This window comes from Gordonia sp. LMA484, assembly GCF_058129505.1.
In genome coordinates this window covers 5,235,542-5,250,204 of record NZ_CM176700.1, presented here as the reverse complement: position 1 = coordinate 5,250,204, position 14,663 = coordinate 5,235,542, and the positions used below count along the sequence as shown (strand labels likewise).

Sequence of the window (14,663 nt, the reverse complement as noted above, 5' to 3'; positions counted from 1 at the left end):
TTCAGCCGCGACCGACGACATGCTCGACGAGCTTCAGGATCGATTCGACCGTCTGGGGTTGGTCGAATCCGTGTTCGTGCCGGAATTGGTGCCAGGTCCGAACGTCCAGCAGGACGCTCAGTTCGTCCAGGGGCCCCGGCGCGGCCGGCTCCACATCAGGAAAGCATCGACGTACCCACGCGAGATGCGCGTCTCGGCCGGAGGTGGCCACCGTGCGCATCGTCGGATACCGCTCGGCGGTGGCCAGGACGCGAAGTACCCCGGTACCGGTCAACTCATAGTCCGCGACAACGGTTTCGACCACTGACCGAGGATCGCCGGGCTGTGCCCGGTTGCGTATCTCGGTGATGCGCGGTCCCACCCGCTCGCCGATACCCGTCAGGTACAGCCCTTCCTTGGAACCGAAGTGATTGACGATCGTCTGTTGTGAGACACCGGCTAAGCCGGCGACGTCGGCGAGCGTCACGTCGTCAAACCATCGACCGTCGAACGCTGCTTCGGCGGCGTCGAGAATCGCCTCGCGAGTGCGCTGAGCAGCAACGGCGCGGGCCCCAAGACGGTAGTTTCGTTTTTCATTGGCTCTTGACACAAATCAATAGTGTCATGTTCTATTGAAATACGCCACCTCTCGAACGGAGACCGCCATGAGCACCATCCTCGCCTACACCTCCCCGGCATCGGGACATGCGTTTCCGCTGTTGCCGGGCTTGCTGGAGCTGGCCCGACGAGGCCATCACGTCCATCTGCGAACGGTGCCGTCAGCCGTGGAACCGGTCCGGGCGGCCGGTGTGGATGCCTCGTCGATTGATCCGCGAATTCTGGGACTCGAGGTGACCGATTATCTGGCGAGGACGGATCGTGAACGCCTCGTCAACGGATTCCACGACGTGTTGCAGCGTGCTCCGCTCGATGCCGCGGATCTCGACGATGCCATCGCCACGTACCACCCCGACGCGCTGATCGTGGACGCAAATGCGCATGGCGCGCTGGTCCGCGCCGAGGCGAGCGGGCTGCCGTGGGCCATCGCGATGCCGTCACTGCTTCCATTGCCTGAACCCGGAATCCCGCCGTACGGGATGGCCTTGCGGCCGGCTCGTGGACCGGTGGGGCGCATTCGTGACCGCGTGCTGTGGCCTATCGTCGAACGAGCCTTCGGTCAAGCGATTCTCCCGCGGCTCAATGCGCTCCGCCGAGAGGCGCAGCTCGCCGAGTTCCGATCGACGCTGCAGCAGTGGGATGCACCGGACCTGGTGCTGTGCCTGACCGGAGCCCCACTGGAGTATCCGCGGAGCGCCACCCCCGACCACGTTGCGATGGTCGGATTCCAACCCTGGGATCCGCCGTCGGAAGTGCCGGAGTTTCTCGCCGGGCCCGGCGATCCGTGGGTTCTCGTCACCTGCTCGACCGACTATCAAGGTGACGAGCACCTCGCGCGGGTGGCCGCGGAGGCGTTGGCCGGTGAAGCGTATCGGGTCCTGCTCACCGCGGCTGACGCGTACGACCAGGCGGGGGTCAGTGACGGCGGCAATATCGTGGTGCGACGCTTTGTGCCACACGCCGCGGTTCTGGCCCGATCGGCGGCCGTCGTGACCCACGGTGGGATGGGCATCGTCGGCAAGGCGGTGCACGCTGGGGTGCCGATCGTCGCGGTGCCGTTCGGCCGGGACCAACCGGAGATCGCCAGGCGGATCACCCAGGCGGGCGTTGGAGTGAGCCTGACACCGAAGCGGTTGAGCGCCGATCGACTGCGCGCTGCTGTCGCCGAGGCCGTCTCGAAGACCGAACGCGCTCGATCCGTGGCCGCCGAGCTGCGCGCGACAGATCCCGCCGGCGATTTCGCCGACGCCGTGACGGCGCGGCTGTTGCCCCACTCCCGGTGCAGGATCTGACCCGGCGCCGGGCCAGGCAGATAGTCAATCCTGTTGCTGCGCGTTCGCCACGATCACGTCGTGCACGAACTGCGCCAGCCCGGGCGCGACGTCGTCGTAGTGCTTGGTGAACCTCGGGTCGGCCAGATACATCTCCGCCAGGTTCACCTGCATCTCGTGGTCGCAGTCGTAGAACCGGTTGATCGACGCCCGATGCTCCTCGGCCAGCGCGTCGGCTTCCGCTGATCCCGGAACCACGCCCGCCCGCAGGGCGTCGGCGAGCCGGGCCTCGAGCCTGTCGGTCTCCGCCTTGACCGCCTTCCAGTCGTCCTTGCTGAAACGCCCGGTGCGCTCCTGGCTCTGGCGCCAGGCCTCGGAGTCGCCCCATCGTTCCTCGGCTTCGGCCGCATACTCCTCGCCGCGCCAGTCCTGACCGAAGACCTCGGCCTGTTCCTCAGCGGTGAGCTGGACGCCCTTCTTCTTCGCGTTCATCATCTCCTCCACAGCCGCGACCATCCGGTGCAAGCGATCGATCCGTTCGGTCAGCAGCTCGCGCTGATCCCGCAGCCGGGACCATGCGTCCGCGTTCGGATTGTCGAGCAGGGTCGCTATCTGCTCCAACGGAAAGCCGAGCTCACGGTAGGTCAGGACCTGATGCAGTCGCTCGACGTCGGCATCGGCATACACCCGATAACCTGCCGGGGTTCGCGCCGACGGCACCACCAGGCCGATGTGGTCGTAGTGATGCAACGTCCGGACACTGATCCCGACGAGACGCGCGACGGCCCCGACCGTGTGCTCGTGGTCTTCATCGCTCACATCAGACACTGTCGGGCCTCACGTCGCGTCAGGGTCAAGCAGCGCCTACGGCGTCAACCCGAACTCTTGGCCGTCCTTGCTGCAGCTGGCCAGGATTCCGGTTGTCGTCGACGGTCCGCACTGCCAGCCGGACACCTCCTGCGGCTGACCGGTCGCGATCTTGGGGCCGTACTCGGTGGCCACTTCCTTCGCGGTGTCGCAGCTCAGGTCGCCGGAGAGGACGAGGATCCGCAACGCACCGTCGGGTCCCGACGTGGTGCCGCACTGGGTGTTGGTGCCGAGATCGTCGGCGACCGAAGTCGTCGGCGACACCGGCTTCGGTCCGCCGACGACCGATGCGTTCGGGTTCTCGGACACCGTTACGGCGGAAGCCCCCGCCGTGTCCGACGACGACGCCGACTCCTGTTCGGTGCCGCACGCCGTCAGCGCGAGACCGAGCAGAGCGGTGAGGGTGGCGAGCAGGATTCGATAGTGGCTGCGCGACATGTGATCACCGTACCGGGTTTGGGTTAGACCTCTCCCAACTGCAAAAATGCAGCGGTGAGCTCTACCGACGACACCGCCCTGACGCCCGATCACTCGTTTTCCGTCGGGACGTCGCTGCCCGGTACCCGGGGTCGCACCGGCGTCATCGACACCCCGCACGGCCGCATCCACACCCCGGCGTTCGTGCCGGTGGGGACCAAGGCGACCGTGAAGACCGTGCTCCCCGAATCCGTGGCCGAACTCGGTGCGCAGGCCGTTCTCGCCAACGCCTATCACCTCTACCTGCAGCCGGGACCGGAGATCATCGACGAGGCGGGCGGTCTCGGCAGGTTCATGAACTGGCCCGGACCGACCTACACCGACAGCGGCGGCTTCCAGGTGATGTCGCTGGGCGCCGGCTTCAAGAAGGTCATCTCGATGGATGTCACCGGCGAGCAGAACGACGAGATCACCGCCGACGGCAAGGAGCGCCTGTCCGCGGTCGACGACGACGGTGTCACCTTCAAGTCGCATCTGGACGGTTCCGCGCACCGGTTCACGCCGGAGGTGTCGATGCAGATCCAGCATCAGCTCGGCGCCGACATCATCTTCGCGTTCGACGAACTGACCACGCTGATGAACACCCGGACGTACCAGGAGAACTCGCTGGAGCGCACCAGGCTGTGGGCCATCCGCTGTCTCGCCGAACACAATCGGTTGTCGCGGGAGCGCACCCATCGCCCCCCGCAGTCGCTGTGGGGTGTCATCCAGGGCGCCCAGTACGAGGACCTGCGGCGCAAGGCGTCGCGCGACCTGGTGGCGATGAGTCGCGCCGATCAGGACGCGGGTGGTCGTGGCTTCGGCGGTTTCGGCATCGGCGGTGCGCTCACCAAGGACGACCTGGGCGCCATCGTCGGATGGGTCAATGACGAACTGCCCCATGACATGCCGAAGCATCTTCTCGGGATCAGCGAACCCGACGACATCTTCACCGCCATCGAGAACGGGGCCGATACCTTCGACTGCGTGTCGCCGACCCGCGTCGCCCGCAACGGTGCCATCTACTCCTTCGACGGCCGGTACAACATCACGAACGCCAAGTACCGCAGGGACTTCGGGTCCCTGGACCCGGAGATCGACAACTACACGTCGCAGTACAGCCGGGCCTATCTGCATCACCTGTTCAAGGCCAAGGAAGGTCTGGCCGCCACCCTGGCGACACTGCACAACGTCTCGTTCATCGTCACGCTGGTCGACCGTGCCCGCCAGGCGATCGAGGACGGCAACTACATCGAGTACCGCGACGAGTTCCTCGGTCGCTATTACGCGGGGTCGCGGGGCTGAGTTTGCCTTCCGGGTGGGCAACGTGCCGACACCACGAGGACGAGCCGGTCGCGGCGTGACTACCCGAAGGAGAGAAGGTTTTCGAAGACCGTCGCGTTCGCCATGCCACCGCCTTCGCACATCGTCTGCAGCCCGAAACGCTGTCCCTCGATCTGTAGGTGATGAAGGAGAGTTGTCGCCAGGCGGGCTCCGGAGCCGCCCAGTGGATGGCCGAGAGCGATGGCGCCGCCGTTGATGTTGACCCGGTCCGGGCGGGCGCCGGTTTCTTTGAGCCAGGCCTGCACGACGCTCGCGAAGGCCTCGTTGACCTCGAACGCGTCGATCTCGTCGAGGCCCAGGCCGGCCATGCGCAGTGCCTTGGCGGTGGCCGGGATCGGACCGGTCAGCATCGTCACCGGGTCGTCGCCGACACAGGTGGCGGTGTGTACTCGGGCCATCGGGCTCAGCCCCAGCTCTCGAGCCCGCTCGCTGGTCGTGACCAGCACTGCCGCAGCACCGTCGGAGATCTGCGAGGCATTGCCCGCCGTGATCCGACCGTCCTGGTCGAAGGCCGGTGCCAGCGAGCCGAGAGTGTCGAGGCTGGTGTCGCGGCGGATGCCCTCGTCGGCGATGATCAAGGTGCCGTCAGGCAGTTCGACCGGCGCGATCTGCTTGATGAAGCGACCGTCATCGTCAGCCGTCGCCGCCCGCCGATGGGACTCGAGGCTGTATTCGTCCAGTTGTGCCCGGCTGAGGCCGTAACGCCTCGCGATGATCTCGGCTCCCACACCCTGACTGAACTCGACGTTGTCGTAGCGTCGGGAAACACCGGGGCCGAACGGTACCCCGGGGCCTGCCCGCTTCGCCGAGCCCATCGGTACCCGCGTCATCGACTCGACCCCGCCGGCGACGACGAGATCGGCGTGACCGGCGATCACCGAGGCGGCCGCGAAATGGATCGCCTGCTGACTGGACCCGCACTGACGATCGACGGTGGTGCCGGGGATGTGTTCGGGCCACCCGGCCGCGAGGACCGCACTGCGCGCGATGTTGGCCGACTGCTCGCCGACTTGGCTCACGCAGCCCCAGATCACATCGTCGATGTTGTCGGCGTCCACGCCGGTCCGCTCGGCCAGCGCGGCGAGGACAACCGCCGACAGGTCGACGGGATGGATTTCTGCGAGAACGCCTTTGCGGCGCCCGACGGGTGTGCGGACGGCGTCGATGATGACTGCATCTCTCATGGTGATTCCTTACGTGACGGTGCTTGATGCTGTGTGAGGTGGCGCGCGAGGTTGCGTTCGTGGAGTTGGGAGGCGCCCTCGTAGATCCGCAGCGCGCGGACGTCGCGCCACATCCGCGGGACCGGGCTCTCGCCGACGATGCCTTCGCCGCCGAGGATCTGCACCGCCCGGTCGGCGACCTCCGAGGCCATCTCGGTGCAGTACAGTTTCGCGGCCGAGATGCGATGGCGAGGGGGGTTCGAGCGGTCGAACTCGCGGGCACAGTCGAGGACCAGGGCACGTCCGGCCTCGAGCTCGGCGTAGCTGCGCCCCAACATGGCTGCGACGGAGCCGAAGTCGGCGATCGGTTGACCGAACTGCTCCCGCTGCGCCCCGTGTCGCGCGGCCTCGCCGAGCAGTCGCGTCGCCTGGCCGACGGCGGTCGCGGCCACATGTGTGCGGGCATGGTTGATACCGCGCATCGCCTGCTCGAGCCCCTGACCTTCGGCACCGCCCAGGAGCGATTCTGGTCCGACGTGCACACCGGAGAGCTCGATCTCGGCGACCGGACCCTCGGCGTGCCCGTTCATCTGATCGGGCAGACGGGTGGTGACGCCGGGCGCGGCGCGGTCGACGATGAACGCCGACAGCGCCGCCGAGTCGGGGTCGGTGCGGGCGAACACGAGCAGGACGTCGGCCCAGGCCCCGTTGGTGATGTAGCGCTTGGAACCGTCGAGTACCCAGCCGTCGGTGGTGCGTCGGGCCAACGTCTGCACGGCTGTCGCGTCGGTGCCGGCCTGCGCCTCGGTGAGCGCGAAGGCGGCGACACATCGCCCGTTCGCCATGTCGGCCAGGTACATCGCTCGCTGTGCGTCGGTGCCGAAGGTGGCGAGAGCCTGCGACACCAGCCCGATGGTCGTGGAGAAGCGGGAGCGGTAGACCGCGGAGGCTCGGGTGAACTCGAAGGTCAACCGCACCTGCTGTTCGACGGACCAGCCCAGACCGCCGTGCTCGCGAGAGAGTGTCATACCGAACAGTCCGAGCTCGGCCATACGGGCGACGAGTCGGTCGGGGACATGGCCGAGCCGGACCATCTCGGGTTCACCGGGAATCAACTCCTCATCGGTGAATCGCTCTATGATGCAGAGGTATTCGTCGAATTCCATTGTGTGGATGGTGTCGGAGATCATCGTTCACAGCCCCATCGATCGCGAGATGACGCTTTTCATGACCTCGCTCGTACCGCCGTAGATGCGGCTGACCCGGGCGTCGGCGAAGAGCCGGGCAATCGGATACTCCCGCATGTAGCCGTAGCCACCGTGTAGCTGCAGACAGCTGTCGATCACCCGCGATTGCATCTCGGTGCAGAACAGTTTGGTCTTTGCGGCGTCCGCGGCGGTGAGTGAGCCGCCGTCGAGGGCGAGGAGTGCGCGGTCGACCAGGGCCTGTGCGGCCTCGATCTCGGTGGCGCACTCGGCGAGAACGAATTTGGTGTTCTGGAAGTCGGCGACACGCTTGCCGAACACCTTCCGATCGGCGACGTAGTCGGCCGCCAGTGTGAGCGCGGCCTGCGCGGTCGCGGTGGCGGTCACCGCAATCGTCAACCGCTCCTGGGGGAGGTTGTGGGTGAGCATGGCGAACGCCTTGCCCTCGACACCGAGCATGTTCCCGGCCGGGATTCGAACATTGTCGAAGTGCAGTTCCGCGGTGTCCTGGGCCTTGAGGCCGAGCTTGTCGAGGTTGCGGCCCCGGGTGAATCCGTCCATGCCGTTCTCGACGACGAACAGCGACAGGCCTTCGCGCCGGTCCTCGCGGTCACGTCCGGTCCGGGCCACCACGGCGATCAGGTCCGCGTTGATGCCGCCGGTGATGAATGTCTTGGCGCCACTGAGGATCCAGTCGTCGCCGTCGCGGACAGCGCTGGTCGACATGCCCGCGAGGTCCGAACCGGTACCGGGCTCGGTCATCGCGATCGACGCCACCAGTGAGCCATCGGCAAATCCGGGAAACCACCGTGCTCGCTGCGCGGTGTCGGCGTATTCCAGGAAGTACGGCAGGACGGTGCTGAGGTGCACCTGGAGGCCACCGAGGGTGGCGGCGGCGTATCCGGTCTCCTCGATGACGATGGCGTTGAACAGGAAGCTGTCGATGCCGCCGCCCCCGAACTCTTCGGGGATCTGCAGTCCGTTGATGCCGAGTTGGGCCGTTTTGGTGAACAACTCGCGTGGCACCTTGCCGGCGGCCTCCCAATCGGCGATGTGTGGAGCCACCTCCCTGGCAATGAACTGCCGTACTGCGGAGCGGAAGTCGTCGTGGTCAGCGGTGAACATGGTGCGATCCATGGGGTCCTCTCGATGATGGGTTGTCGGATTCTGGTCTCAGAACTCGTCGCCGGGCTGGTCAGTGCGGACCACGCCCGCGGCGATGAGATCGTCGACCGCGTTGCGTGCGTAGCCGAGGTCGGCGAGCAGCTGCGCGGTGTGCTGGCCGAGCACGGGTGCAGCGGCCGCGGGGGCATGGGGAATACTGCCGAGATGCCACGGCGATCCGAGAGTCGTGTGTTCGACACCGTGGCGGTCGATGACGTCGACGAAGATTCCGGTCGCCTCCACATCCGGGTTCTTCCTCACCTCGCTGTAGGAGCTGATACGCCCTGCCACAACGCCGTTCGGCGTCAGCAGGTTCATCGCCTCATCGCTCGTCATGGTGGCGAACACCGACCGCAGTTCGGTCAGCAGTGCCGGACGGTTGCGTACCCGTGCCTCGTTGTCGGTGAAGCGTGGGTCATCGGCCAGCTCAGGGCGCGCGAGCAGCGCGCAGAGGCGGGCGAAATGCGTCACCGAATAGGCCGATACGACGATCGCGCCGTCGCGGGTCGGCATCACGTCGGCGGCGGGAGCGACGGTCGGTTGGCCGTTGCCCTTGCGCGTCGGTTCGTTGCCGGTCAGCAGGTATTCGCCCCAGTTGGGCCCCTGCAGATGCACCGCAACCTCCAGCAGCGAGGTCTCGACGGTGTCGCCTTCGCCGGTCCGCAATCGCCGGACATAGGCACCCAGGACGGCCTGCGCGAAGACATGTGCTGCAGCCGAATCCACCACCGGGAATCCCACCCGCTGCGGCTCACCCTCGGCCTCGCCGGTCACGGACATGATTCCGCTCTCGGCCTGTGCGGCGATGTCGAGGCCTGCCCGGTCCTTGGACGGTCCGTGGAGACCGAAGCCGCTCACGGTGGCGTAGATGATGTTCGGGTACCGGTTGCGGACCTCCGCGGCGCCCAGGCCGAACGACTCCATCACGCCCGGCCGCAGATTCTGGACCACGATGTCGGCGTCCGCGATGAGTTGCCAGGCGATCTCGCGGCCCCGCTGATGCTTCAGATCGATGGCGATGCAGCGTTTGTTTCGATTGTAGGTTCGCAGGATGGCCTCGCCGTACACGCCGATCAGCCGGGATGATTCGCCATGCACGGGTTCGACTTTGACGACGTCGGCGCCGAGGTCGACCAGGATCTGGGTGGCGGCGGGCGCGGCGATGAACTGTCCGAAGTCGATCACGCGGACGCCGTCGAGAGGGCGCGTCATCGGATCGCCTCCGTAGTGCGGGCGGCCAGACGGGCGATGTCGCGCTCCGGCCGGACCAGCACGGTCGCGATCGCACCGCCGATGGCCATCAGGATGCCCGTGAGTGCGAATCCGTGTCCGTAGCCGGTGATCTTGTCGGCGGCGTTGTCGACGAACCAGCCGAGGACGAGGGGAGCGATCACGCCGGCCATGCTGTAGAAGGCGACGAGGAAGCCGAGGACGGTACCGCGTTTACGTGGGTGGACGACGTCGGCGATCGCAGTGAAAGCGACGGCATACGCGGCCGAGTTGAGAGAGAATGCCAGCGAGATGAACAGCATCTGCAGCAGACCGCTCGGCAGAACGGTGAACGCGAACATCGAGACACCTGCTGCCACCACGAGTCCGCCGGCGAGGTAGCCCCGCGATATCCGACGGGACACTCCGCGTGCGGTGAGACGGTTCGACAGCAGCCCGGCACCGATGGCGGCGACTGCGGCGAATGCGTAGGGCAGCATGATCAATCGACCCGCGGTTTCGGTGCTGTAGCCGAGTCCATCGGACAGATAGACGGGCAGCCAGGCCACTTTCAGCGTTGTGGACCAGTAGGAGAAGAACGTCAACAGGGCGATTCCGATCACGGTGCCCGTGGTGAGCAGCTGCCGGTAGGAGGCCTCGACGAGTTCCGTTGATCCCTTGGCGGTTTCGGTGAACAGCTGCGCCGGTGCATCTCTACCGAGGATGATCCAGGCGACGACCCACACGGCGCCGAACCCGATGAGCACGCCGAAGGCCGCGTGCCAGGACCAGGTGACGATCACCCAGGTGAGCACCGGAGCGGCGAGTAGCGGCCCGACGGACGCGCCCGCGGTGACGATGCCGCCGGGCAGGGCCCGCTTCTCGGGTGGGAACCACGAGTGCACCGCATGTGTGGCCAGCGCGTACGCGGGCCCTTCGGCGAACCCGAGAACGATGCGGCACACCAACAGCACACCGAAGCTGACCGGTCCGAGAAGGGGGACCATCGTGATCACCCAGACCAGCATCAGTGCTGCGAGGAGCCATCGCGTACCGATACGGGAGGACAACGCCCCCAAAATGATCGCCCCGGCTGCGAACAGCCAGAAGAACGCGCTCTGCAGCAGGCCGAACTGGCCGGGGGTGATGTCCAGATCCTGTTGGATGTGCACGCCGGCGAAACCGAGTGCCGCCTTGTCGGCGAAGTTGAGGAGCAGGAAGGTGAAGAGCAGGCCGGTGATCACCCAGGCCCGGGCGTAGGAGGGTGCCTGTGTGCGGGCGTCCGCAGGCGTGAGGGTATGTGTCATGAGGGACTCCGAAACGGGAGAGAGGGAAACGGGACGCCGGATCAGCGGCCGGCGAAGACGGGGACGCGTTTGTCGAGAAATGCCGCGGCGGCCTCGCGTGCGTCCGCCGAGTGGAAGCAGTGCACCATGCGGTGCACCTCGTCTGAAAGATATTCGGTCAGTGGGGAAGTCGATGCCTGAAGCAGGTTCTTCTTCATCGACGACAACGCGAGTGGAGCCGAGTCGGCAAGTCGGTGGGCGAGCTCCCCGGTGGCGGTGCCCAGGGTGTGCGGCTCGGTTGTCGTGGTGACCAGGCCGATCCGAAGGGCCTCGGCCGCAGACAGTTTCCGTGGCGTCAAGAACAGCTCTCGGGCTCGGCCGGCGCCGAGGATGCTGCTGATCAGCCACACTGCGCCGAGGTCGCCGGACAGGCCGGCGTTGACGAACGCGGTGCTGAACACCGCTCGATGAGTGGCGATGCGGAAGTCGGCGGCCGCCGCGAGGGACAGGCCGGCGCCGGCGCACGCACCGTCGACCGCGGCGACGGTGATCTGCGGCAGTTGATGAAACGCGGCCAGCATGGCGCTGACCTCGCCGAGCCGCGCGACATCGTCGGGAACGGACTGGCCGCGCAGCGTCCGGGATTGCGGTGGGGCGGCCAGGTCGGCGCCCACGCTGAAGTCCGTCCCGGCGCCCGTCAGGACCACGACTCGGACCTCGGGAGAGTGGGTGAGTGTTGCCACGATGGAACTCAGTTGTTCGAAGATCGGGAAGGACACCGCGTTGCGCCGTCCAGGATTGTCGAGCGTCACGGTCGCGATGGCGTCATCCACGTCGTACTGGACTCCACCTGTCATTGCTGCTCCTTGGGTGTCGGGAATGCCTGTGAAGTGGCACACACCCATTGAAGGATGAGCAATCGACTACGTCAAAGACCAGAAATGAGGTGGATTGACTGTAATTTCCTATCGGTTACGTGGTCGGATCTCGGCGTCTCGTAGATTCCGGTCCCGAATACGCTCGTCGGCTTTCCGGGCCGTGAGCGCAGCCGCCTCGACCAGGGGCAGTCCGTTGCGGATGTTTCGCTCGATGCCGTCGATCCACAGCTGCATCGACCCCTTGACATACGCATGGAACGCCGTGGTGGCTGCGGTGACCCGGCCGGGGCGACGGGCCAGCCCCAAGGGTCGGGACAACGCCGGTGACAACTCTCGGACGACTCCGCCACGAAAACGGGCGTCGAGCCCGACGCGAAGCGAGACGATCGCTGCGCCGCCGCCCGAGAGCACCATCGGTAGCACCGCACCGCGCTGCGGCACCTGGATGACGATCCGCGGCTCGACGTCGTGTTCCCGCAGCGACGCCTCGATGTAATCCCTTGTCACCGTGCCTCGTTCGCCCATGACAAAGGGAACGCCCGCCAGCAAAGAAATAGGTGTCGGATCAGGCCAGTGCGCATCGGTTCCCGGGGGACACACGAGAACGAACCGCTGCTTGACGAGTTCCTCGGTGACCAGCTCGTCGCCGGGGAAGGGCAATTCGGATATCCCGATCTCGCAGGCACCGGAACGGACCAGTTCGATGATGTCCGCCGAGTCATCGCGCTCCTCGACATGGAATCTGATGTCGGGATTCTCGGATCGGTAGCGGGCCACCCACACCGAGAGTGGGTCGGTGGACAGATCCGACAAAGTCGCGACGTCGATGCGTCCCCGGTTGCCCTGGCCGACGCTGCGTACCGCGTTCTCGGCCTCCTCCGCCTCACGCAGAATCGTGCGCGCCGGCCCGATCAACGCTTCACCGGCGGGCGCGAGAACCAGACCACGCCCCACCCGATGGAACAGTTCGGTCCCGAGGTCCTTCTCGAGTTTGCGAATCGACTGCGACAACGACGGCTGTGCGACGTGGAGTGCGGCGGCGGCCCGGTTGACTCCGCCGTACTCGACGACCGCCAGGAAGTACTCCATCTGACGCATGTCCATGATGGGAACGGTAGTACGACGGTTACGGTGGCCGTTTACGGTTGAGAGGTCCCAACACGGGGTGTGGAGGAGGCGAGAAGACCGTGAGTGTCCATCAAGCGATAGCCGATCTGGCGCGCACTTTGCATGCGGTACCGGAAACGGACCGAGCCGCTACCGACGTGGTGCTCGAGGCCATCACCGCGGGCGCACTCGAGCATGTGCCCGGCACCCGGTACGCCGGTGTGCTCGTGGTCGACCAGAAGAAACGTGTGTTCGACACGATCGCGCCCACCGACCAGATCATGGTCCGGCTCGACCAACTGCAGCGGGACACCGGGCAGGGCCCGTGCCTGGAGGCCGCATGGGAACACCACATGGTGCGTTCCGACGACATCGCCACCGATCCCCGATGGCCGGAACTATCTGTGCGCACGATCGCCGAGACACCTGCCCGTTCGAGTCTGTCCTTTCAGTTGTTCACCCACCGGGGCTCGATGGGCGCCCTGAATCTGTTCTCCGACAGGGTCGGCGCTTTCAACGAGGAGTCCGAGGAGATCGGGCTCGTCTACGCCACCCACGCCGCTCTGGCGCTGTACCGTGCCCGTCAGCAGGGCGACTTCCGCAGCGCGCTCGCCAGCCGAGACCAGATCGGGCAGGCCAAGGGCATGATCATGGAGCGATTCAAGATCGATGCGATACAGGCATTCGAACTGCTCCGCCGGCTGTCCCAGGACAGCAATACCCCGCTCATCGACGTGGCGCGTCAGGTCATCGAAGCCGAGGAGGTCGGCTGAGTCGCGCGCGACGCGGGCGGCGCGGGCGGCGTATCGAAACCACCTGTTGTGGGGGTGATCTCGATACGCCGACTCGCTGCCGCTCGCCGGCTACTCGATCAGCGGGTCGGGGGTGCCGGCGACTCGATCAGCGGAAGGTGGTGCTCGCCGGCTACTCGATCAGCGGAAGGATCAGCGGGTGTGGATCAGCTGTCGTGCACGATCACCCCGCGAATGTTCTTGCCGTCACGGAGATCCTGGTAGCCCTGATTGACCTGGTCCAGCGTGTAGGTGGTGGTCACCAGTTCGTCGAGTTTGAGCTGGCCGGTGTCGTAGAGACGCAGCAGTCGCACGATGTCGTACTGCGGGTTCGCGGACCCGAACAGGCTTCCCTTGATGGTCTTCTCGTTGAGCGTGAGGTCGATGCCCGGCCAGTGCACGGTGAACTTCTCCGGACTCGCCAGTCCGGTGATGACGACCGTGCCGCCCTTGCCGACGGACCCGATCGCGGCCGAGACCACGTCCTCGTCGACGGTGCCCACGGTGACGATCGCACAGTCGGCGCCCTGACCCCAGGTGATCTCGGTGATCGTCTGCTGGGCCTCGGCGGCCGAGGCAAACGAGTGCGTGGCTCCGAACTTGATCGCCGTATCCCGTTTGAAGGCCACCGGATCCACCACGACCACATACTTGGCGCCGGCATGGACGGCGCCCTGCACCGAGTTGATGCCGATGCCGCCGATGCCGTAGATCACCACGGTGTCGCCGGCGCGCACGTTGCCGGTGTACACCGCCGAACCCCAGCCGGTCGGCACACCGCAGCCGACGAGCACGGCCTTGTCCAGCGGGAGCCAGTCGTCGACCTTCACCACCGAATGCTGTGAGATGGTGGCGCGCTCGGAGAAGGTGCCGAGCATGCACATGCCGCCGAAGTCCTGGCCGTTGCCGTGGAATCGGAACGTCCCGTCCGGCAGCGAGCCCTCCAGGATGGTGGCGCCCATGTCGCACAACGACTGTCGGCCGGTGGAGCAGTACCGGCAGGTGCCGCAGTTCGGGATGAAGCTGCACACCACGTGATCGCCGGGTTTCACCTTGGTGACGCCGGGGCCGATCTCCTCGATGATGCCCGATCCCTCGTGGCCGCCGACCATCGGGAACCGCGGCGGCAGATCACCGTCGGTCAGGTGCAGGTCGGAATGACACAGTCCCGCGGCGGTGTACTTGATCAGCACCTCGCCTTCCTTGGGGCCGTCGAGATCGAGCTCCATGATCTCGAACGGCTTCCCGACGTCGAGCAGGACAGCTGCCTTGGTCTTCATGGTGTTCCTTTCCTTGTGGGGTCAGCGGGGTTGGTGGGGTCAGGG

The 14,663-nt window shown here is 66.2% G+C and carries 14 protein-coding genes; 3 read left to right on the top strand and 11 right to left on the bottom strand.

Features of this window, described 5'->3' with window-relative positions:
* Position 1: 1 nt before the first annotated feature.
* Positions 2–589 carry a TetR/AcrR family transcriptional regulator gene (locus tag AC4AMJ_RS23310; RefSeq protein WP_489915003.1) on the bottom strand — a complete coding sequence of 196 codons (588 nt, stop codon included), beginning with the start codon at positions 587–589 and terminating at the stop codon, positions 2–4.
* Between the two features lie 55 nt (positions 590–644).
* On the opposite strand from AC4AMJ_RS23310, the gene AC4AMJ_RS23305 reads away from it, so the two are divergent.
* Complete coding sequence (locus AC4AMJ_RS23305) at positions 645–1,889, top strand: glycosyltransferase (protein ID WP_489915001.1); 1,245 nt, start codon at positions 645–647, stop codon at positions 1,887–1,889.
* Positions 1,890–1,913: 24 nt separating this feature from the next.
* Here AC4AMJ_RS23305 and AC4AMJ_RS23300 read toward each other — a convergent pair whose 3' ends face one another.
* Positions 1,914–2,687, bottom strand: a complete 774-nt coding sequence (locus AC4AMJ_RS23300; RefSeq protein WP_489914999.1) for a MerR family transcriptional regulator — start codon at positions 2,685–2,687, stop codon at positions 1,914–1,916.
* A gap of 45 nt (positions 2,688–2,732) precedes the next feature.
* Complete coding sequence (locus AC4AMJ_RS23295) at positions 2,733–3,173, bottom strand: hypothetical protein (protein WP_489898783.1); 441 nt, start codon at positions 3,171–3,173, stop codon at positions 2,733–2,735.
* A gap of 54 nt (positions 3,174–3,227) precedes the next feature.
* Between AC4AMJ_RS23295 and tgt the strand changes: the two genes are divergently transcribed.
* Positions 3,228–4,496, top strand: a complete 1,269-nt coding sequence (tgt, locus tag AC4AMJ_RS23290; protein WP_489914997.1) for a tRNA guanosine(34) transglycosylase Tgt — start codon at positions 3,228–3,230, stop codon at positions 4,494–4,496.
* A 59-nt stretch (positions 4,497–4,555) separates the two neighbouring features.
* On the opposite strand, the gene AC4AMJ_RS23285 is transcribed toward tgt, so the two are convergent.
* From AC4AMJ_RS23285 to AC4AMJ_RS23255, 7 genes are all read right to left on the bottom strand, one after another.
* Entirely contained in the window at positions 4,556–5,719 is a 1,164-nt protein-coding gene (locus AC4AMJ_RS23285; protein WP_489898785.1) for a thiolase family protein, read from the bottom strand.
* Complete coding sequence (locus AC4AMJ_RS23280; RefSeq protein WP_489914995.1) at positions 5,716–6,864, bottom strand: acyl-CoA dehydrogenase family protein; 1,149 nt, start codon at positions 6,862–6,864, stop codon at positions 5,716–5,718. Before AC4AMJ_RS23280 ends, AC4AMJ_RS23285 begins: the two co-directional genes overlap by 4 nt.
* Positions 6,865–6,891: 27 nt before the next feature.
* The gene (locus tag AC4AMJ_RS23275; protein WP_489898787.1) at positions 6,892–8,040 is read right to left on the bottom strand and encodes an acyl-CoA dehydrogenase family protein; all 1,149 of its coding nucleotides are present in this window, start codon (positions 8,038–8,040) and stop codon (positions 6,892–6,894) included.
* Between the two features lie 36 nt (positions 8,041–8,076).
* The gene (locus AC4AMJ_RS23270; protein ID WP_489914993.1) at positions 8,077–9,279 is read right to left on the bottom strand and encodes a CaiB/BaiF CoA transferase family protein; all 1,203 of its coding nucleotides are present in this window, start codon (positions 9,277–9,279) and stop codon (positions 8,077–8,079) included.
* Entirely contained in the window at positions 9,276–10,583 is a 1,308-nt protein-coding gene (locus AC4AMJ_RS23265) for an MFS transporter (RefSeq protein ID WP_489914991.1), read from the bottom strand. The genes AC4AMJ_RS23270 and AC4AMJ_RS23265 overlap by 4 nt, the downstream gene beginning before the upstream one ends.
* A gap of 41 nt (positions 10,584–10,624) precedes the next feature.
* Positions 10,625–11,419 (bottom strand): enoyl-CoA hydratase/isomerase family protein, encoded by a 795-nt coding sequence (locus AC4AMJ_RS23260; protein WP_489914989.1) that lies wholly within the window; start codon positions 11,417–11,419, stop codon positions 10,625–10,627.
* 108 nt (positions 11,420–11,527) lie between these two features.
* Entirely contained in the window at positions 11,528–12,544 is a 1,017-nt protein-coding gene (locus AC4AMJ_RS23255; protein ID WP_489914987.1) for a LysR family transcriptional regulator, read from the bottom strand.
* Between the two features lie 83 nt (positions 12,545–12,627).
* Here AC4AMJ_RS23255 and AC4AMJ_RS23250 point away from each other — a divergent pair, with 83 nt between their 5' ends.
* Positions 12,628–13,320: a GAF and ANTAR domain-containing protein gene (locus tag AC4AMJ_RS23250; protein ID WP_489914985.1), complete on the top strand. Its 693-nt coding sequence runs from the start codon at positions 12,628–12,630 to the stop codon at positions 13,318–13,320.
* A 185-nt stretch (positions 13,321–13,505) separates the two neighbouring features.
* Here AC4AMJ_RS23250 and AC4AMJ_RS23245 read toward each other — a convergent pair whose 3' ends face one another.
* Positions 13,506–14,618 (bottom strand): NDMA-dependent alcohol dehydrogenase, encoded by a 1,113-nt coding sequence (locus tag AC4AMJ_RS23245; protein ID WP_489914983.1) that lies wholly within the window; start codon positions 14,616–14,618, stop codon positions 13,506–13,508.
* Positions 14,619–14,663 lie beyond the last annotated feature (45 nt).